Below are 18,389 nucleotides of genomic sequence, written 5' to 3' on the forward strand. Positions count from 1 at the left end.
TTTTTTGTATATCAGATTATGAACGGCCAGTTGCAATAAATAAACTCGCATCTTTATTCATAAATATATTTTTACCTTCATAAAATGTGTGTGATTGAATATGCGTTAAGCCTAATTCGGTAAAAAGTTGTTGGATATCTGATTGTTCAAAGCCATTATAAACTTTTGGATGATATATACTTTCATTTTTATCAAAATCAACAAGAACTAACAGACCACCAGAATTTAATTTCGCACGTAACGCTGTTAATAATGCTGTGTAATCACCGCTGTGTAGTAATACTAATGAAAGAAAAATTACATCATAGGTAGTATTGATATGTGTGTCTTCTGAAAGAATGTCACCTACGTGCGCGTGAATATGTGTTTTGCCTAGTTCAGAAATTTTGCTTTCAAACACCTCAATCATTTGAGGTGCAGCATCCATCATTGTGACTTCATCAAAATGGTGATCTATATTTAACGTAACTAGACCAGTGCCACCGCCATAATCTAATAGTGACTGATATGAAGTGTTTTGGAATACCTTGTTCACTTCTGCAGCAATTGTTTCGGCAAGATGTATTCTACTAGGGCCATCGTACTTTTGGGCAATTTGGTCAAAACGGTCTTTATTCAAGTTAAAACTCCTTTGTTGAGTGAAATTATTATAAAAAAATCATTTGTTCCTATAACGGTTATTATAGACATGTTAAGTCGTTAATAGAGTTTATCACAAGATGAAAAGTAGTACAATGCATATTATTTAAGGCAGTGTATTGAATAATATAATCATACATATAACAGGAATAAAATTAGGTAAGCCTAAAGTATGATTGAGGCTATGTTAAAAATCTGTTTTACTGGAGTTTATCAGTCATAATGAGGTGAAGTCATGAAGCGATTTTTAACACTAGCGCGTAGGCGTTTAGAAGGTTTGGATTTTAGTATGATTCTCTGTTTTATCATACTCGGTATTATAGGTGTAATGATGGTTTACAGTGCTAGTATGGTATCTGCATCTAAAGGCGCATTAACAGGCGGCGTGCCTCTCGAAAGTAATTATTTTATGAAAAGACAATTGCTTTTTTTGATTTTAGGTATAACTATTATTTTATTTATCGGTAGTTTTGTTAACATTAATAATTTTAAAGAGAACAATGTACAGAAAATAATGGTTTTAGGTACTTTGTTGCTATTGCTAATTACATTGTTAATTGGCAAAGAAATTAACGGTTCCAAAAATTGGATTAATTTAGGTTTATTTAGTATTCAATCTTCAGAATTTTTAAAGCTAACTTCAATTTTTTATCTGTCTTATGTGATTAACCAACGTGTATCAAGTCGAAGAGATTACCGATTGAAACATCTCATCCCACCACTGGGCGTGATTGGGATAAGTTTATTGCTTGTCTTAATGCAAGGGGACTTGGGTGGCACTTTATTAACAGTAGCGATTATTGCTTGTATACTGATTTATTCAGATTTAAAAAATAAGGTGAAAATTCAAATCATGGCAATCGCAGTGATTCCAATTGTATTTTATAGTATCTATACTTTAATTTTTGATGCTAAAAACCTTTACAGATTAAGACGCATTCAAGTAATGCTCGATCCATTTAAATATGAAAAAGATGATGGGTATCAACTGACAAGTGCTTTAACAGCAATTGGAAATGGCGGATTTACTGGAAAAGGTCTAGGTAATGGTATTGCTAAACTAGGTTACTTACCAGAACCGCATACTGATTTCATTTTCACTGTTATTTCAGAAGAATTGGGTTTACTGGGTGTATTATTTATATTACTGATTTATGGCTTTATTTTAGTTAAAGGACTCATTTATGCAAATAAAACCACAAATCAATTTTATAAATTAATTTGCGTCGGTGTCGTGAGTTATTTATTTATGCAAGTATTCATTAATTTAGCAGGGGTCTCTGGCATCATTCCTTTAACGGGGGTAACATTGCCGCTATTGAGTTATGGTGGATCGTCTATATTGAGTATTAGCATCGCCTATGGAACGTTATTGGCAGTAGCTAGAAGAATTAATAAGGAAAGGAAATTAAACTAGGTGAGCGACTATTTAAAAATGATTTTAATAAGTTTGTGCTTATTGATACTCAGGATATGTATACATATAGATTTAACTGATCCGTTAGATAATTTTATTTATCAATGGTTACATGGAACGATTAACTCTAATGGTGTCGTTGTGTATCTTGAAATAATTTCTAATATATTTAAGCCATTGCATTGTTTAGTCATGATATTGGTGCTCTTAATACTCGTATTTATTTCTAATCAATTTAAGTTTTGGTGGTATGGATTTTGGTGTTTCAGTGTATTGTTTATAGGTACATTTTTCAAGTATATGATTCAACGACCACGACCTGATATCAGTATAGATGGCTATAGTTTTCCAAGCATGCATGTGTTAAGTGTCTGTTTACTGGTGAGTCTCATACTATTGTTGAAAAATAATAAATGGCTGACTAGCATATGTATATTATTAGTCATATCAATCATGATTTCTAGAATATATCTGCAAGCCCATTTTTTCACAGATACAATAGGTAGCTTACTCGTTATAGGGACTATGCTTCAAGCTTTGAAATTGGGTAACGCAACTTCAACTAATAAACAATAGGTGATATTACTATCTCTGTATAAAAACACCTCTTTATCAGGTTGTCGACTAAGACTTCTACTTTGTTAGGAGTTCTTTTTGTGCATGCTTCCCGTGGACACAGCCTCAGCCTGTACTCTTCGTCTAGTGCTTTATTAACGAGTCAGGAGTCGGTCCAAATCACTGCCGTTTTTTATTTAATAAGTATAAAAACAAACCTAAATTGTTATTGATATGCCCCCAAATTTGGACTTTAAAAAGCTGAATTTGAGGGGCATTTTCATAACAATGAACGAATCAAAAGAAAATTAAAAGGCTTATCTCCTACAAAAATTAGGAAACAAGCCTTTGAGATTATATACGGAACCAAAGAACAAGTTTTGAGCTCTAGTACATATTTAGATATTTTTTAATATATTGTCACTAGCATGACCTGAAATTTATTCTTCCATTACTTTATTTATAATTTCTGTCGCATTTAAATTTAATATATTACTTGGTGTGACTTGGTCAATGTTACGATTAAACATCGTTTTTAATTTTTCTACTTCTTCTTTTTCACCAGCTAAATAGAGCTGGTGCCAGCCTTTTTTCTTAGCGTTTTTCTCAATAGTAACTACTAAACTTTTGAACCAACGTTCTTGATTAGCTTTCACACGTTCTTTATATTCATCTCTTTGCGCGCCGCCTTGAGTTAAATCATCACCTTGTGGTCCAGAATGTTCTCGCCAATCATTAGTATCTAAATCTAAAGTGTAATAATCTTCGTCTACAATCGTACCAATTTCAGTTTCAATAACACGTGCTTTGTCCTGTTGTAAAACTAAAATACCAGTGTAAGGATGGCTTTGTTGTAATGATTTTAGCTGATCTAATTTGGGTTTTGTATCCCATTTAAATTCTGTTTCTATAGAAATGTTGACGTACTTTTCGAATTTTAATGTCTCATCGGCAGTCATAAATAAAATGAGTCCTCTTTTTAGGTTAGGTTCAGCGCCCTGTATTTCAGTTTCTACTTTTTTGATAATGTCTTTTGCTTGGTTTTTTTCTTCGTGATTGTCACTGTTTTTTGTTTTGTCTGATAAGTCTTTCAAGGCATTTTTTAATTCAATTTTCCACTTTGTTCCTTGTTCAGGGCTAGTATTTAAATAAATTGAGAATACTTTCTGATTTCGTGATTTACCATCGAATTGTTCCAAGTTATTAAGTTCTTCTTGTAAAAGCATTATATATCACCCTTCATAATTCTACATACTATATATTTTGCCTTTTTTATAGAAGTTAAACTTTATATATTGTCAGGTTGTATTAAAAAATAAATATAAATTATTAATAGTAATATTTTACAACAATAAAAGTTAATTTTAAGATTTCAAAAGTGTTTAAAAGCGTTTACAAAGGGAAAATTAACTATAATATTGGAAAATGATAATTTGAATTGAATATTCACACGAATAAAAGGGGGGAGTATATATGGCTACGCTACTATTTCTTGTAACGATACTTTTCATATTAGTCATTTACTTACTTGTTAAGCTAAAATATACGAAGGATTTTAAAGCTTCAAAAGGTAAGCGTCACAGAGAAAGACGAATTGAAGAGTTTGTACAAAGTGCCTATAAGTTAGACAACTTAGAAGCGATACATCAAGGGCGTGCACATCTCGAACTCATTTATAAACGTAAAACGGTAGACGTAAGAAAAGATCAAGTTATTTTTGTTGAAGATGAAGCGCAAGAAAAGGTTGAAACGCAATTTGAAATGACAGATGACATGGTCAGAGATGAATTGTTCGATTTAATGTTAGAGGATACTTATTTTTATATAACTGAAAATCGATATAACAGACTAATGATTAAAGCAAAAAATTAGTATATCAATAAGTGGAAGTATTGGAAAGGGATGATTCTTATGGCACCTGTTGTGAAACCTTATACAAATGACTCGGCATTAGTAGCGGATGTGAAGGCTTTAAAAGATCGAGGTATTGGAAGCCAAGATATATACGTCTTATCAGATGATAAAAATCGGACTGAAGAGGTTACTGAAAATATAAAAGTTACAGCAGTGGATTATAATAAAGTTGATATCGATGAAGATTTTGATTCGAAAGCTGAAGAATTAAGAGAAAAGCTTAGCATATTAGGTGTGCCTTCTAGTGAGGCAGACACTTGTGAGGCGGATATGAAAGAAGATAAAATAATTTTAATCGTTACTGATTTTAGAGTCAAAGGCCTATTATAAACTGTGTAAAGGGTGGTGCGTATGACCCTACTTAAAATTAATAATTTAACAAAACGCTTTGGTAAATTCTACGCCTTAGATGGAGTGGATTTAGAACTCAATGAGGGTGAAGTTTATGGCTTTATTGGGCCAAATGGGGCTGGAAAATCGACGACAATTAAAGCGATATTAGGTATGTTGAAACCAACACAAGGTACCATTGAAATTTTTGACAAGTATGCGCGGAAAGATGCAGTAGCTGTGCATGAAGATCTCGCTTTTGTGCCTGGTGATGTCAATTTTTGGCCAAATTTAACCGGTGGAGAAATTATTGATTTCTTTCTTAGTCTTCATCCCAAAGCAAATCACGATAGAAAAAATGAATTAATTAAACGCTTTGAATTAGATACTACTAAAAAATGTAGTGCCTATTCGACAGGGAACCGTCAGAAAGTAGCGTTAATTACTGCGTTTAGCATTGATGCAAAATTATATATTTTAGATGAACCTACTTCTGGTCTTGATCCTTTAATGGAAGAGGTTTTTCAAGCATGCATAAGAGACATTAAAAGTAATAACAAAAGTGTGCTACTCTCGAGTCATATTTTAAGTGAAGTAGAAAAGCTGTGCGATCGAGTGGGTATTATCCGTAAAGGTAAAATGATAACTTCTGGGACTTTAGACGAGATGCGCCATCTTACACGTATGCAATTTACTGTAGAAAGTGGACAGCAATTAGCAGTGTTAACACAAGTGACGGGTGTGCATAACGTTAGACAAGAAGATAACACATATTATTTTGAAGTCGATTCAGATAAAATTTCTGCTGTAATTGAGTATCTAAGTCGATTTGAAATTAAAAAGTTAGAATCTATGCCGCCAACACTAGAAGCAATATTTAAACGATATTATGAAGCAACAGATGAAGTAGGTGAATGATATGAAACAATCATTTTACCAGACCTCAAAGTTATTTTATTTTTATGTAAAAAGAAATAGTAAAAAAATGGTTTTATGGGTAGTTTTATTAACTGCTTTAACGTTAATGATCCCCCCTGCTTTTGAGTCGATGTACCCGAGTCAATCTAAGATGAGCCCTATTATAGAAATGTCGAAAAATCCTGCGATGCAAGCGATGCTTGGACCAGCTGATTTTGATTATGTAAACATTGGCGTGCTTTTTACGCATGAAATGATTTTATTTACAGCAGTAATGGTAGCAATCATGAATATTTTAATTGTCTCTCGAGACACACGTGGTGATGAAGAAGATGGTAGAACAATCATTTTAACTGCTTTGCCGATTGGTAAACAAGCACCATTGATGGGCCATTTACTTCAGACTTTATTACTTAATGTCAGTCTAATGATATTATTCACTTTAGGTCTTGTGTTGTTAAATGTTGATGGCATAGATATAGCAGGTGCATTCCTATATAGCTCGGCTTTAGGTGTATTTGGTCTTATGTTTGCTACGTTGACCATGTTAGTTGCCCAATTTGTATCATCAAGTAGTGAAACGACTGGTGTGAGTATCGCTTTATTGTTAATTATGTATTTGGTTAGGGCGTTTGGAGATGTAGCAAATGAGACGCTATCTATGTTTTCACCAATGGGCTGGTTGTCTAGAACCTATGCTTTTTCACAAGATTATTGGTGGCCAGTGTGGTGTATTTTAGGTCTTACAGTTGTCATTGCTATATTTGCCTTTGTGTTAAATGGGTTACGTGATATCGAGGCTAAATTATTACCACAGAAAAAAGGGAAGCAATATGCGAAATGGTACATGAAGTCGCCACTAGGTTTACAAATGCGATTGCAAAAAATGAGTTTTATATATTTTGCTATTGGATTATTTGTACTTGGATTGTCTTATGGCTCTATTTTTGGAAATTTAGACGACTTTTTTAAAGATAACCCTTTATTACTGTCTATGTTAGAAAATCCAAAAGGAGATTACGTTAAACAATTTTTACCGCAACTGATGTTAGTGATGGCGATAATCAGTACGGTGCCTACGCTATTAGCTTTATTTAAAATAAAGAAAGCGATAGATAAAGGATATGCGATGCTTGTATTAGCGAATCCGCTTTCGCGTATCAAATACTTATTGAGTTTTCTAATTATCAGTGTGGTGAATGCGGTAGTGATGATTTTTGTCGCAGGGTTTGGTTTGTATGTTGGCCAATACTATTCAATGGATACACCACTCGACTTTGGGATGGTTATTCAATCGGCTATTATCTATATACCAGCTATACTTAGTTTTGTTGGTATAGGAACTGTCGTAATTGGTTGGGGTATAAAGTTAACGACTTTAGTCTATGCTTATCTAGCTTATACTTTTTTAGTGAATTATTTAGGTACTTTATTGAATGTGAAAGATTGGATGAAAGATATCACGCCATTTGAACATATTCCGAGTCTGCCTATAGATGATTTTACAAGTGGACCAATTGTAATGCTTACGCTTATTTTCATTATACTGTGTGTCATAGGTGCAGTTGGATTTAACAGAAAAGATATATAATTACTCAAATAAAAATGATGTTGTATAAAGTATGGATTGAAAGAGTTGCCAAATTTTGGTAGCTCTTTTTCGTTATATCAAATACTATTTCATATTCACTTGCCTAGGATAAAACCACAGTCGATAGCCGTCGACTCGTATTGGATTGTTTGGTGCGAGACAAGTGTCTTCTATATTCTCGATGAGATATGGATTATTGCTAGAAATAAAAGTTCTATTTTTTAATTCAATGGAAACGAAAAATAAAGAAAACGCATAATTAATTATCACTTATAAGGATGTATTATCAATTCAAATAATTTGTTAAATATTTAAATGTAGACTTTGATGATTTTTACGTTATAATAGATTATAATAATTACAAACAGATAATTATTGTAAAGAAGAGTGAATTAGTGGAGGTGCACTTAACATGAAACGTGTAGCATTATTATGTATGTCTTATGGTACGCCATATAAGGAAGAAGATATTTTACCTTACTATACACATATCAGACATGGACACGAACCAAGCCATGAAGCATACATAGATTTGAAAGATAGATATGAATATATTGGTGGCGTATCACCTTTAGCAACAACAACAGAAAAACAAGCTGAAACATTATGTCATACACTTAACTCAATGACGAGTGACATAAGCTATGAATTATATATAGGGTTGAAACATATACATCCATTTATTGAAGATGCGATAGATGACATTAGTGCGGAAGGTATAGATGAAATCGTCAGCGTAGTTTTAACGCCGCATTATTCTTCATTTTCAGTAGAAATGTATAACCAGCGTGCATCTCAATATGCAAATGAGAAAAATATTAAAGTAACTACATTGGATCAATTTTATAAAGAAGAGAAATTCATTCAATATTGGGTTGATTCAGTAAATGCACAATTGAATTTAATACCTCAGGAAGCGCATCAAAAAACAGCAATCATCGTTTCGGCTCATAGTCTTCCAGAAAAAATATTGGAACATAATGATCCTTATCCGAGTCAGCTTGAAGAAACAGCCCAGTTAATCCAATCACGAATTGGACATAATCATGTTTTTAACGGTTGGCAATCTGAAGGTAACACTGGAGAACCTTGGATTGGGCCAGATGTGCAAGATTTGACTCAAACATTACATGAACAATATGATTATCAAAACTTTATATACGTTCCGTTAGGTTTTACATGTGAACACTTAGAAGTCTTATATGATAATGATTATGAATGTAAAAAAGTTTGCGATGATGTAGGTTGCAATTATTATAGAGCTGAAATGCCTGGCTCAAATCAATTATTTATTGAAGGTATTGCAAATGCAGTCATCAATAACTATAAAAGTAAGAATCACTTAACTGCGGTAAAATAAAGGAGATAATATAATGAGTAAAAAATTAACAGGCTTGTTTGGTGCACCAGTAGGAGATAGAGAAAATAGTATGACAGCAGGTCCTAGAGGTCCGCTTTTAATGCAAGATATATATTTTATAGAACAAATGGCACACTTCGATAGAGAAGTTATTCCGGAACGTCGTATGCATGCAAAAGGTTCTGGCGCATTTGGTACATTTAAAGTAACAAATGATATTACACAGTACACTTGTGCAAGTATCTTTTCTGAAGTTGGCAAAGAAACAGAAATGTTCGCTCGTTTTTCAACAGTAGCAGGTGAACGTGGTGGAGCAGATGCAGAACGTGATATTCGTGGATTTGCATTGAAATTTTATACAGACGAAGGTAACTGGGATTTAGTTGGTAACAATACACCAGTCTTCTTCTTTAGAGATCCTAAATTATTCGCAAGTTTAAATCATGTTGTTAAACGTAACCCGAAAACGAATATGAAAGATCCCCAAGCAAATTGGGATTTCTGGACTTTACTACCAGAAGCGTTGCACCAAGTAACTATTTTGATGACTAATCGTGGCATTCCTAAAGGTTTCAGAAATATGCATGGCTTTGGTTCTCACACATATTCTATGTACAATGATAAAGGTGAGCGTGTTTGGGTGAAATTCCACCACAGAACACAACAAGGTATAGAAAATTATTCACCTGAAGAAGCTGCACAAGTTATAGCGCATGACAGAGAATCTTCTCAAAGAGATTTATTTGGAAATATTGAAGAAGGCAATTTCCCTAAATGGAAAATGTACATCCAAGTAATGACAGAAGAACAAGCACGCAATCACAAAGATAACCCATTTGATTTAACAAAAGTTTGGTATAAAGACGAATACCCATTAATCGAAGTAGGAGAGTTTGAATTAAATAGAAACCCTGAAAACTATTTCCAAGATGTTGAACAAGCTGCATTTGCGCCAACAAACATCGTTCCAGGGTTAGATTTCTCTCCAGATAAAATGTTACAAGGGCGTCTGTTCTCGTATGGAGACACTCAAAGATATCGTTTAGGTGTGAATCATTGGCAAATTCCTGTTAACCAACCAAAAGGTGTAGGTATAGAAAATATCTGTCCATTTAGTAGAGACGGACAAATGCGTATTCTTGATGATAATCAAGGTTCACAAACACACTACTATCCAAATAGTAATGGTGCCCTTGAAGACCAACCACAATACAAAAAACCAGGCTTAGATATTCAAGGTCAAGCATATGAATATGATTTCCGTGAAGATGATGATAATTACTTTGAACAACCAGGTGAATTATTCCGTCGCTTGTCACCAGATGAACAGCAAATATTATTTAATAATACGGCTAATGAAATGAGTCCAGTTACTGATCCGCTTAAACACCGTCATATTAGACATTGTTATAAAGCAGATCCAGCTTACGGTCAAGGTGTAGCAGATGCTATGGGTATTGATATTAACACTGTAGACTTAGAAGTTGCAGACTAATTGAAAAGGTAGGTAATCGAATGATATTAGATAATATTAATCCAGAAGATTTATTTCCAACTGAGAAACAAGGGCCTTCCGTTTTAGGAAATATGGAATACCCTGTTCAAGGAGAAATAAAAGTATACGAAGCGGCTTATGTCGCAACAAATGAACGTCTTATATTAAATGTTGATATGGATGGCCAGTTTTACTATAGAAACATTAGATATGACGAAATTGAAAATATTGAATTAGATGATAATGTATTAACGATGCGCTTTAGCATTGGCACATTTTCTTTAACAGATTTAAATAAAGAAGATGCTGAAAACTTTGTCGCTTACGTAGAGCCTAAAAAACTTTAATTATTAATTTGATTTCAGTAGGCTATATCAATTATTATAAAACCCCTTCGCAACCATTTAAGTGGTATTGCGCAGGGGTTTTACTGTTTAAAATATTTGGTTTTCTTAAGTTGCTTATAACGCAGTAAGTCCACCATCGATTACGAATTCGGAACCTGTAGAGTAACTCGCATCATCTGAAGCTAAAAAGATGACCATATTAGATACTTCTTCAGTCAAAGCAACACGACGCATTGGAATGGTCTTCGCGAATTGTTCGACTGCTTCTTTAACACCTTCTTGTTCAATCATGGGTGTCTGGATTACACCGGGATGTACTGAATTCACACGTATATTATATGGTGAAAGATCTCTTGAAGCAGCTTTAGTCATACCGCGAACTGCAAATTTTGTATCTGTGTAGCCAATTGCACCACCAACAAGTCCATTCATAGAAGATATGTTAATAATGGAACCGTGCTGTTGCGCTTTCATAGTTGAAGCGACTGATTTCATACCTAAAAATACAGACACTTGATTGATATTTACAATTTTCATATAACTTTCTAAACTGAGTTCTTCTAAAGGCGTGTTATAAGTAATACCAGCATTATTTACTAAGACATCTATTTTGCCCCATTTTTTGATTACTGTATCTACAACATTTTGCCAATCTGCTTCATTAGAAACATCATGTTTAATAAAAAGTGCATTTTCTCCAAGTTCTTGTGCAACCTCTTGACCGAGGGTTTCATTGATATCAGTAATCACAACTTTTGCACCTTCATGCAATACCTTTTCAGCGTGCATTTTTCCCATACCCTGTGCTGCACCAGTAATAATTACAACTTTATTATCTAATCTGCTCATAATTTAACGTCCTCCCAGTATCAATGCTTTATTATTATATAATTTACCAGTAAATACATTAAAAGTTAACTATTTAGCATTAAGTATTTTACCGCTAAACTAATTTTGTATATACTACTCTTATATCAACGTATTTAGGGAGGCATATCATGGAAAAGAATAATTTTTTCGAACTCATTCATACTGCTGAGTTATTTAATGATGCGACAATGACACTTTTTATGAAACAATTTAATATGAATGTTAATATTTCACAAATTATTGCCTTATCTAAACTTAAAGAGCATGGTGCACAAAAGCCATCAGCTCTCGCACAATCGCTTGGCTATACTTCAGGTGCAATAACCGGTTTGACAAACAAACTCGTTAAAGAAGGTTATGTAGTAAGGGCACATCAAGAAGAAGATAGACGTTCCATTTTAATTACTATTACTGAAAAAGGGTTGAATTTGTTAGAAGAAGCACAAAAACAGGGTCAAAAAATGAGAAATGAAATTTATTCAGTGTTAAATGACGATGAAGTAACACAACTACTTAATATTCAGAAGAAACTTTATAGCCATGTAAAACAATTGAATAAATAAGACTTTATACGTATAAAAAAGAATGAGCAAAAATATTCTAATATTAAAAAATGAAAGGGTGATTTTAATGGCTAGACTAGATGATAAAGTAGCAATTGTGACAGGCGGCGCAGGAGGTATTGGTTCTGGAATCGTGAAGGCGTATGTTAAAGAAAATGCTAAAGTAGTTATCGCTGATATTGCTGAAGAAAAAGGGGGATTATTGAGCGAAAAATTAAAGAGCCAAGGCTACGAAACATTATTTATTAAGACAGACTTAACAGATAAAGATTCATTGCAAGCTTGCGTAGATGCTACAATAGAAAACTATGGGAAAATTGACATATTAGTTAATAATGCACATGCATCTCGCATGAATGCTTTTTTAGATATTACAGAAGAAGATTTGAACTTATCACTTAATACAGGATTCTATGCGACATTTTATTTATGCCAAATGGTTATACCTTACCTGAAAGAAACGAAAGGTAATATTATCAACTTTGGTTCAGGTGCTGCTGTAAAAGGTGATAAGAACCAAGGTGCATATGTCGTAGCAAAAGAGGCGATTCGTGGTATTACACGTGTGATAGCTAATGAATTTGGAGAATTTGGTATTAATGCTAATATCATATCGCCAATCGCTTATTCTGAAGGCGTTGATCAATGGCGCAAAGATAATCCTGAATATTATGATAAGGTGGTTCAAGGCATTCCGTTGCAAAAATTTGGAGATGTTGAAAAAGACATTGGCCCAGTAGCAGTATTTTTAGGAAGTGAAGGCGCGCAATATATCACAGGGCAAACGGTTATGGTAGATGGCGGTAGTGTTAAATTATACTAAAAGCATAACGAAGTACTTGTATATAAATTGAGCTGAAATAAAATAATTTATTAAAGAGAGCGAGACAGAAATCAAATTTCAAATGTTGATTTCTGTCTCGCTCTCGTTTCATATTTTGAAAGTTTTAACGTTTGATAAGTGCTGTGAGTTCGCCTTCAAATACTTTAACTTCTTCATGATTAAAGGTTGTCATTAATACCGTCAGCAAGCCTTGGTCTCTTTTACCAGCCTTTATATCAATAACTTTTATCACAGTATGTAATTCGTCGTCTGGAAATACTGGTTTAATAAATTTAATGTTATTCATATGTGTACCTGCAATGACATCTTCTCCGTATTTGCCTGTTTCAATCCATAATTTGAAAGAAATGGCTAGTGTCTGGATGCCAGAAGCGATGACACCATTAAATCTTCCTTGTTGCGCTTTTTCTTTATCTAGGTGCATATATTGTGGGTCAAATTCACTAGCAAAATTCGTAATTGCTTCTTCACTTATTTTATATGGTTCAGTTGTAAATTCTTCGCCAATGTGAAATTCATCTAGTTTCATGATTGTATTCTCCTTTAGTATGTTAAATTGCTAATATTTCTATTGTACTGAGAAATATTGAAAATTAAAATTTATTGAAATGAAATCCAGCTATTTTACCAACTAATATATCATTGTACCAATTATAACTAAAGATTCGAACTATCATTTCACTAGTTATATGCGTTGTAAGACAATTGAAAGCGATAGATTTATTATGGGGCTAAAAGAATCTTGGAGTGGTATATTTACACTAGTGGGTATGATTAATAAGCCATTAAAATAGAAATAAGGGGAGAATATTATGAAACTAAAAGATAAAGTAGCGATTGTTACAGGTGCAGCATCTGGAATGGGTAAAGCGGTTGCGGAATTATATGCTAAAGAAGGTGCGAAAGTTATAGTAGCGGATCTTAATTTAGAAAAAGCGGAAACAGTTTCAAAAGAAATTAACGAAAATAACGGTATTGCTCAAGCTATTGAGGTAAACGTAGTTGAGCAAGAAGATATCAATAATATGATTGATACTGCTATAGAAGCTTACGGTACTTTAGATATTTTAGTCAATAATGCTGGTGTTATGGATGGTTTTGAGCCAGTGGGAGATATTTTGGATGAGCGCTGGGATTTAATATTCGACATAAATACTAAAGGTGCAATGAGAGCCATGCGCAAGGCGATGCCAATATTTTTAGAAAAAGAAGAAGGCATTATTATCAATACGACTTCTACAGGTGGGTTAAATGGTGCGCATGCGGGCGCCATTTATAGTGCTTCTAAACATGCACTCGTAGGTCTTACAAAAAATACTGGTTTTATGTATGCGGAAAAAGGCATACGTTGTAATGGAATCGCACCCGGGGCAATTGAAACAAATATATCTGCTTCAATCAAAGATATTAATCACTTTGGAGCTGAACGTACAAAAATAGCACAAAGTGCGATACCTAAAACAGGCCAAGCAGAAGAAATTGCTAAAGTAGCATTATTTTTAGCTTCTAATGACTCGAGTTTTATCAACGGAACGATCATCACAGCAGATGGTGGATGGACTGCAGCATTCTAAAATAAAATTGGCATCGTATTATCCTCTTGTGGATATAAAGAATTGCCATTATTTCTTGGGAAATATAAGAACTGTAATTATAGATTATTTGTATATAGTTAACCCTCTTAACAACATGTTAAGAGGGTTTTTAAAACTGTTTTTGAAGTATGAATAATTGATGGTTATTGATAAGATAGCTATTTCTCTTTTTTATAAAAGCTTATTCATAAGCTAAGTACGGAAAAAAACCTTCAAGAAATTTTTCTGTAGCTGGCATGAAATATGAGCCAAAATGATAATCAGGATCTAGCGTTGTAATAATCCAATGCCCATGTTGTTTAGAATTTTGTTCATACAGCACGGCGCCACCATTTTTTGAGCCAATTAATATTTCAGCATCTTCTGGTGGCCAAAACACACCATGTTGATGCCACGTGCAATCATTTAGCGTAAGGTAACGTGCGAATAATGAATGATTCGGTGCGGATAAAAGTAAACCACTATCGGCATGATCTTCTAACCACCACCAAAAATTAGTGGGTCTAAATTCCCAATTTTGATTTGGCAACCAGTCATGTGGTTGTGGTCCGAATGCGACAACAGTACCTCCAGATTGTGCAAAAGCATGAATTTTGTCGACACTTTTTAATAATAAGGGCTGGTTTAACTGTGAAGGCACGATTAATATATCAAGCGTGCTAATGTCTGTTTCTAAAAAATCTGGATGGTAAATTAATTGCTCTATAAATTGATGAAACTTAGGTTCGTGGAATGTACGATAATGTGACTCATTTCCAGAGTATATAACACCTATTTTATTCATTAATTTTGCCTCCTTGTAATGACGCTATTTCTTGTTTTAGCCAAGTTGTAAATTGACTAGAAATATAATCGGTTGTTTTATTCTGCGCTGTGTATCCTAAAAGTGAACGGCCCGCGTGCATAAAGAGGGTGCCTTCTGTTGACACTCTATCTACATAGGTCACAACATGTCCGTTGCAAAATGTTAGATGTGTTTCGTGTTCAGGTTGCGTTTGGTAATAGCCTCTCGCAAAGAAACCAGCTACACCTTTATTAAATGTCATGTCGTCATTTTTGACGTTGGCATATATAGGAGAGTCACTGTTTGGATCTAGCGAATAATCACTGAAATGATGAATGTGTTCAGGCATAAACAAAGCAGTTTTAGGCAAAAAAGGTTTAAATAAGTGTCCAAAAAAGACAATAATTTTTTTAGAGTTCAAATAATCATTTATCAAACATTTATGACGATATAAATATTCTTGATCTACAAAATTAGAAATGATAATTGCATCAAATTTAAAAATGTCTAATTTGTGAAATTCATATTGAGGTATATACTCTACAGTTATTTCTTTGTCTATATCATTTTCTTTGTTAATACCAAATGCATGCTCAGGGTCGATGTGACCAATTAAATAAGTCATTAAAAACATCCTTTTATAATTAATTTGTTTTCGAAATAACATTTTATGGTAATAATTAATTTTTAAATTTAAATTCAATTTCAAGGTTTTAATTGAAATTGATAATCATTATCGGTAAAATAGTTTATATATTATAAAATACGCATAAATATAAAATTTAGCAAGGGAAGTAGAAAAATGAATGCAATCGCATATTTAGCAATAGACATCCAATTTTCGAGACTTACAGAATTAGATCATCAAAGAGGACTCGTTTTTTTAAATGTATACGATTTACCAAACACTAATTTAAATACATTTGATGGCGTAATTATTTCAAACCATATTGATGAACCTTATCTTTTGGCACATGACGACATATTAACTGATTACATCAACCAAGGCGGAGTGATTTTCACATTAGTGGAGAAATCTTTACCTTGGTTGAATTGTGTGTCGAGTTGGGAAAGGTCCCCCATCCCATTAAAAGACCGAGCTTTAGAAGTGAAAGCAACGGATAATGGACTTTTTGAGAACATTAAAGTGAAAGATTTGGAATATAGACGAGGCGTGCGGGGTTTCTTTTCAAGAGGTTATTTTGAAACCGTTCCTGAGCAAGCCAAAGTGTTAATAACGGATCAAGAGCAAAAACCAATTGTTTATGTAGACCGAACACATAAAGGAACGATATATGCGGGTGCTGGCACTGATATGTATCGTATCTATACATACGAAGACAACACTTCAAATCAAATGGGTCTACAGATGTTAAAAGCCATACGCACAGAAGCATCAAGAATTAGGGAGGATTATCAACATTGAATATTGCTTTAATCGTTAATGGGACACCATATCAGAATAGGTTTTTAGAAGAGCAAGAATTTAAATATTTATATAATGACGTCATACATATTAGAACATTAAATACATATGATTTAAGTTGCTATGACACGGTTTTACTATCGTGTCGGTTAGATATTCAGTTATTAAAAAAACATAGACAGTTATTTTTAAATTTTTTAAAACAAGGTAAGCGTCTAGTGATTTTTGGAGAAGTATTAGATCAGTGGTTTCCTCACATACATTGGGAAGATTCTGAAGTGAATTTCAGTTGGTGGGTTCGACCCAACGGCGACCTCCCGTTAAACCCTGATTATCAAACACATAGTTTATATGAACACTTGAAAGTGGATGATATGAAGTGGCATTATCACGGCACGTTCGATCCACCAAATGGCGCGAAATCACTATTAAATACACCAGATGGAAGATCTATTTTTTATATTGATGATGTTAATTTCAATGGCGAGTTAATCGTAACTTCGTTAGATCCAATGTTTCATATTGGACTTGGATTTATTAATCAAGCTAAGCCGTTTTTACATGGTTTAGGACAATGGCTAAGAACAGGAGATAATCAATAATGAAGCAAAAATATAGTGCCATAGCTGGAATTGTATTATCAGCTACATTACTTACAGCATGTAATTCAAATACGACAGTTACGAATTCAGAGGATAAGGAATTAACGAAAGAAGAAAAAATAGTTAAAGACCAAACGAACCGAGAAGTGAAAATTAAAAAAGATCCAGACAGTATTGTAGTAGGAGGCATCTTACCGTACTTTTCTACTTGGTTTGTAGGAACGAATTCTACGAAAGAAATTAAAGGCATACATCCTAATGCGTATAACGCTGCAGAAAATTCTATACTTTCTAAAATATCGCCTGATATTAAAAAAGCATCTACAGAGTTTGTGAAAAATGGAGATGTGAATATAGAAGAATTATCTAAAATCAATCCAGATGTTTATTTTGAAAATGCTACTGAAAAGAAAACCTTAGATAAAGTTGCAGAGAGTGGCATACCAACCATGGGACTAGAAACAATCAAGGTAGAAGACGCTGATCCTTTAGCTACGTTTAACAGCTGGTTAAAAGTCACTTCAGATGTTAAAGGTGGTAAGACGAGCGATAGAACTGAGAAATTCATGAAAGAGGGAGAAAAGTCTCAAAAAATGATTGATGATGGCCTAAAAGACACGAAAAAATCAGAGAAACCCAAAGTTCTATTCTTACATCAACACACAGATAACTCTATTGTTGTTGGTGGCGGTAATTTCTTTAGTGAAAAATGGACAGAAGCAACTGGTGGTATTGATGTTGTTGGTGATGATGGCGTCGATGGTCAAAAAGAAGTTAATATGGAGCAAATTTATAAATGGAATCCAGACAAAATCTATATTACGAACTTCACTGAGACTCAACCTAATGATTTATTGAAAAACAAAGTGTCTGGTCAAGATTGGAGTCAGGTAAAAGCAGTTAAAGACAAAGCGGTCTATAAGGTGCCTTTAGGTATCTATCGTTGGTTCCCACCAAACGGAGATGCACCGTTAATGCTTAAATGGATGGCGCAACATAATCACCCAGATAAATTCAACTATGACATGAAAGATGAAATCAAATCATATTACCAAGATTTTTACGACTATAAATTATCAGACGAAGATGTTGAGTCTATTTTACATCCTTCATCTGATGCTGCGAAGTATTAAGGAGTT

The 18,389-nt window shown here is 33.6% G+C and carries 21 protein-coding genes; 15 read left to right on the forward strand and 6 right to left on the reverse strand.

Annotation, left to right across the window (positions count from 1 at the left end; genetic code table 11):
• Nucleotides 1-16: 16 nt before the first annotated feature.
• Nucleotides 17-619 (reverse strand): class I SAM-dependent DNA methyltransferase, encoded by a 603-nt coding sequence (locus tag M4L39_RS01655; RefSeq protein ID WP_277580431.1) that lies wholly within the window; start codon nucleotides 617-619, stop codon nucleotides 17-19.
• 255 nt (nucleotides 620-874) lie between these two features.
• Here M4L39_RS01655 and M4L39_RS01660 point away from each other — a divergent pair, with 255 nt between their 5' ends.
• Together M4L39_RS01660 and M4L39_RS01665 are read left to right on the forward strand one after the other, a co-directional pair.
• On the forward strand, nucleotides 875-2,056 hold the full coding sequence (locus tag M4L39_RS01660; RefSeq protein ID WP_277580432.1) for an FtsW/RodA/SpoVE family cell cycle protein: 1,182 nt from the start codon (nucleotides 875-877) through the stop codon (nucleotides 2,054-2,056).
• Nucleotides 2,057-2,248: 192 nt separating this feature from the next.
• A complete protein-coding gene (locus M4L39_RS01665) occupies nucleotides 2,249-2,632 on the forward strand; it encodes a phosphatase PAP2 family protein (protein WP_277580565.1) in 384 nt (127 codons plus the stop codon).
• A 419-nt stretch (nucleotides 2,633-3,051) separates the two neighbouring features.
• Here the strand turns inward: M4L39_RS01665 and M4L39_RS01670 are convergent, their stop codons facing one another.
• Nucleotides 3,052-3,837, reverse strand: coding sequence for a VLRF1 family aeRF1-type release factor (locus tag M4L39_RS01670; protein WP_277580433.1), 786 nt, complete (start codon nucleotides 3,835-3,837; stop codon nucleotides 3,052-3,054).
• A gap of 247 nt (nucleotides 3,838-4,084) precedes the next feature.
• On the opposite strand from M4L39_RS01670, the gene M4L39_RS01675 reads away from it, so the two are divergent.
• The 7 genes from M4L39_RS01675 (at nucleotide 4,085) to M4L39_RS01705 (ending at nucleotide 10,566) form a co-directional block, all read left to right on the forward strand.
• Nucleotides 4,085-4,483, forward strand: coding sequence for a hypothetical protein (locus M4L39_RS01675; RefSeq protein ID WP_277580434.1), 399 nt, complete (start codon nucleotides 4,085-4,087; stop codon nucleotides 4,481-4,483).
• A gap of 39 nt (nucleotides 4,484-4,522) precedes the next feature.
• A complete protein-coding gene (locus tag M4L39_RS01680; RefSeq protein WP_277580435.1) occupies nucleotides 4,523-4,855 on the forward strand; it encodes a general stress protein in 333 nt (110 codons plus the stop codon).
• Between the two features lie 21 nt (nucleotides 4,856-4,876).
• A complete protein-coding gene (locus M4L39_RS01685) occupies nucleotides 4,877-5,773 on the forward strand; it encodes an ABC transporter ATP-binding protein (protein WP_277580436.1) in 897 nt (298 codons plus the stop codon).
• 1 nt (nucleotide 5,774) lies between these two features.
• The gene (locus M4L39_RS01690; RefSeq protein WP_277580437.1) at nucleotides 5,775-7,364 is read left to right on the forward strand and encodes an ABC transporter permease; all 1,590 of its coding nucleotides are present in this window, start codon (nucleotides 5,775-5,777) and stop codon (nucleotides 7,362-7,364) included.
• Nucleotides 7,365-7,776: 412 nt separating this feature from the next.
• Entirely contained in the window at nucleotides 7,777-8,724 is a 948-nt protein-coding gene (hemH, locus tag M4L39_RS01695) for a ferrochelatase (RefSeq protein WP_277580438.1), read from the forward strand.
• Between the two features lie 13 nt (nucleotides 8,725-8,737).
• Nucleotides 8,738-10,219, forward strand: a complete 1,482-nt coding sequence (locus M4L39_RS01700; protein ID WP_277580439.1) for a catalase — start codon at nucleotides 8,738-8,740, stop codon at nucleotides 10,217-10,219.
• A 20-nt stretch (nucleotides 10,220-10,239) separates the two neighbouring features.
• Complete coding sequence (locus M4L39_RS01705) at nucleotides 10,240-10,566, forward strand: PH domain-containing protein (protein WP_277580440.1); 327 nt, start codon at nucleotides 10,240-10,242, stop codon at nucleotides 10,564-10,566.
• A gap of 114 nt (nucleotides 10,567-10,680) precedes the next feature.
• Here the strand turns inward: M4L39_RS01705 and M4L39_RS01710 are convergent, their stop codons facing one another.
• Entirely contained in the window at nucleotides 10,681-11,415 is a 735-nt protein-coding gene (locus M4L39_RS01710; protein WP_277580441.1) for an SDR family NAD(P)-dependent oxidoreductase, read from the reverse strand.
• Between the two features lie 149 nt (nucleotides 11,416-11,564).
• On the opposite strand from M4L39_RS01710, the gene M4L39_RS01715 reads away from it, so the two are divergent.
• Complete coding sequence (locus M4L39_RS01715) at nucleotides 11,565-11,999, forward strand: MarR family winged helix-turn-helix transcriptional regulator (RefSeq protein WP_277580442.1); 435 nt, start codon at nucleotides 11,565-11,567, stop codon at nucleotides 11,997-11,999.
• A 67-nt stretch (nucleotides 12,000-12,066) separates the two neighbouring features.
• Nucleotides 12,067-12,822, forward strand: coding sequence for an SDR family NAD(P)-dependent oxidoreductase (locus M4L39_RS01720; protein ID WP_277580443.1), 756 nt, complete (start codon nucleotides 12,067-12,069; stop codon nucleotides 12,820-12,822).
• A gap of 124 nt (nucleotides 12,823-12,946) precedes the next feature.
• On the opposite strand, the gene M4L39_RS01725 is transcribed toward M4L39_RS01720, so the two are convergent.
• Nucleotides 12,947-13,372 carry a MaoC family dehydratase gene (locus M4L39_RS01725; protein ID WP_277580444.1) on the reverse strand — a complete coding sequence of 142 codons (426 nt, stop codon included), beginning with the start codon at nucleotides 13,370-13,372 and terminating at the stop codon, nucleotides 12,947-12,949.
• A gap of 283 nt (nucleotides 13,373-13,655) precedes the next feature.
• On the opposite strand from M4L39_RS01725, the gene M4L39_RS01730 reads away from it, so the two are divergent.
• A complete protein-coding gene (locus tag M4L39_RS01730; RefSeq protein WP_277580445.1) occupies nucleotides 13,656-14,417 on the forward strand; it encodes an SDR family oxidoreductase in 762 nt (253 codons plus the stop codon).
• A gap of 202 nt (nucleotides 14,418-14,619) precedes the next feature.
• Here the strand turns inward: M4L39_RS01730 and M4L39_RS01735 are convergent, their stop codons facing one another.
• Entirely contained in the window at nucleotides 14,620-15,222 is a 603-nt protein-coding gene (locus M4L39_RS01735) for a hypothetical protein (RefSeq protein ID WP_277580446.1), read from the reverse strand.
• Nucleotides 15,215-15,847: a hypothetical protein gene (locus tag M4L39_RS01740; protein ID WP_277580447.1), complete on the reverse strand. Its 633-nt coding sequence runs from the start codon at nucleotides 15,845-15,847 to the stop codon at nucleotides 15,215-15,217. Before M4L39_RS01740 ends, M4L39_RS01735 begins: the two co-directional genes overlap by 8 nt.
• Nucleotides 15,848-16,024: 177 nt before the next feature.
• On the opposite strand from M4L39_RS01740, the gene M4L39_RS01745 reads away from it, so the two are divergent.
• From M4L39_RS01745 to M4L39_RS01755, 3 genes are read left to right on the forward strand one after another with little or no spacing between them, the layout of a single operon-like run.
• Nucleotides 16,025-16,648 carry a hypothetical protein gene (locus M4L39_RS01745; RefSeq protein WP_277580448.1) on the forward strand — a complete coding sequence of 208 codons (624 nt, stop codon included), beginning with the start codon at nucleotides 16,025-16,027 and terminating at the stop codon, nucleotides 16,646-16,648.
• On the forward strand, nucleotides 16,645-17,250 hold the full coding sequence (locus M4L39_RS01750; protein ID WP_277580449.1) for a hypothetical protein: 606 nt from the start codon (nucleotides 16,645-16,647) through the stop codon (nucleotides 17,248-17,250). Before M4L39_RS01745 ends, M4L39_RS01750 begins: the two co-directional genes overlap by 4 nt.
• Nucleotides 17,250-18,383, forward strand: coding sequence for an ABC transporter substrate-binding protein (locus M4L39_RS01755; RefSeq protein ID WP_277580450.1), 1,134 nt, complete (start codon nucleotides 17,250-17,252; stop codon nucleotides 18,381-18,383). Before M4L39_RS01750 ends, M4L39_RS01755 begins: the two co-directional genes overlap by 1 nt.
• Nucleotides 18,384-18,389 lie beyond the last annotated feature (6 nt).

The organism is Staphylococcus equorum (assembly GCF_029531845.1).
In the GTDB taxonomy this organism is placed as follows: Bacteria; Bacillota; Bacilli; order Staphylococcales; family Staphylococcaceae; genus Staphylococcus; species Staphylococcus equorum_C.

What these genes read in the sequence shown, in the direction of transcription:
- M4L39_RS01715 (WP_277580442.1), top strand. Translation starts at nt 11,565, where the DNA reads ATGGAAAAGAATAATTTTTTCGAACTCATTCATACTGCTGAGTTATTT.
- M4L39_RS01660 (WP_277580432.1), top strand. Translation starts at nt 875, where the DNA reads ATGAAGCGATTTTTAACACTAGCGCGTAGGCGTTTAGAAGGTTTGGAT.
- M4L39_RS01690 (WP_277580437.1), top strand. Translation starts at nt 5,775, where the DNA reads ATGAAACAATCATTTTACCAGACCTCAAAGTTATTTTATTTTTATGTA.
- M4L39_RS01665 (WP_277580565.1), top strand. Translation starts at nt 2,249, where the DNA reads ATGATATTGGTGCTCTTAATACTCGTATTTATTTCTAATCAATTTAAG.
- M4L39_RS01740 (WP_277580447.1), bottom strand. Translation starts at nt 15,847, where the DNA reads ATGACTTATTTAATTGGTCACATCGACCCTGAGCATGCATTTGGTATT.
- hemH (WP_277580438.1), top strand. Translation starts at nt 7,777, where the DNA reads ATGAAACGTGTAGCATTATTATGTATGTCTTATGGTACGCCATATAAG.
- M4L39_RS01755 (WP_277580450.1), top strand. Translation starts at nt 17,250, where the DNA reads ATGAAGCAAAAATATAGTGCCATAGCTGGAATTGTATTATCAGCTACA.
- M4L39_RS01710 (WP_277580441.1), bottom strand. Translation starts at nt 11,415, where the DNA reads ATGAGCAGATTAGATAATAAAGTTGTAATTATTACTGGTGCAGCACAG.
- M4L39_RS01685 (WP_277580436.1), top strand. Translation starts at nt 4,877, where the DNA reads ATGACCCTACTTAAAATTAATAATTTAACAAAACGCTTTGGTAAATTC.
- M4L39_RS01720 (WP_277580443.1), top strand. Translation starts at nt 12,067, where the DNA reads ATGGCTAGACTAGATGATAAAGTAGCAATTGTGACAGGCGGCGCAGGA.
- M4L39_RS01675 (WP_277580434.1), top strand. Translation starts at nt 4,085, where the DNA reads ATGGCTACGCTACTATTTCTTGTAACGATACTTTTCATATTAGTCATT.
- M4L39_RS01705 (WP_277580440.1), top strand. Translation starts at nt 10,240, where the DNA reads ATGATATTAGATAATATTAATCCAGAAGATTTATTTCCAACTGAGAAA.
- M4L39_RS01735 (WP_277580446.1), bottom strand. Translation starts at nt 15,222, where the DNA reads ATGAATAAAATAGGTGTTATATACTCTGGAAATGAGTCACATTATCGT.
- M4L39_RS01745 (WP_277580448.1), top strand. Translation starts at nt 16,025, where the DNA reads ATGAATGCAATCGCATATTTAGCAATAGACATCCAATTTTCGAGACTT.
- M4L39_RS01730 (WP_277580445.1), top strand. Translation starts at nt 13,656, where the DNA reads ATGAAACTAAAAGATAAAGTAGCGATTGTTACAGGTGCAGCATCTGGA.
- M4L39_RS01725 (WP_277580444.1), bottom strand. Translation starts at nt 13,372, where the DNA reads ATGAAACTAGATGAATTTCACATTGGCGAAGAATTTACAACTGAACCA.
- M4L39_RS01670 (WP_277580433.1), bottom strand. Translation starts at nt 3,837, where the DNA reads ATGCTTTTACAAGAAGAACTTAATAACTTGGAACAATTCGATGGTAAA.
- M4L39_RS01680 (WP_277580435.1), top strand. Translation starts at nt 4,523, where the DNA reads ATGGCACCTGTTGTGAAACCTTATACAAATGACTCGGCATTAGTAGCG.
- M4L39_RS01700 (WP_277580439.1), top strand. Translation starts at nt 8,738, where the DNA reads ATGAGTAAAAAATTAACAGGCTTGTTTGGTGCACCAGTAGGAGATAGA.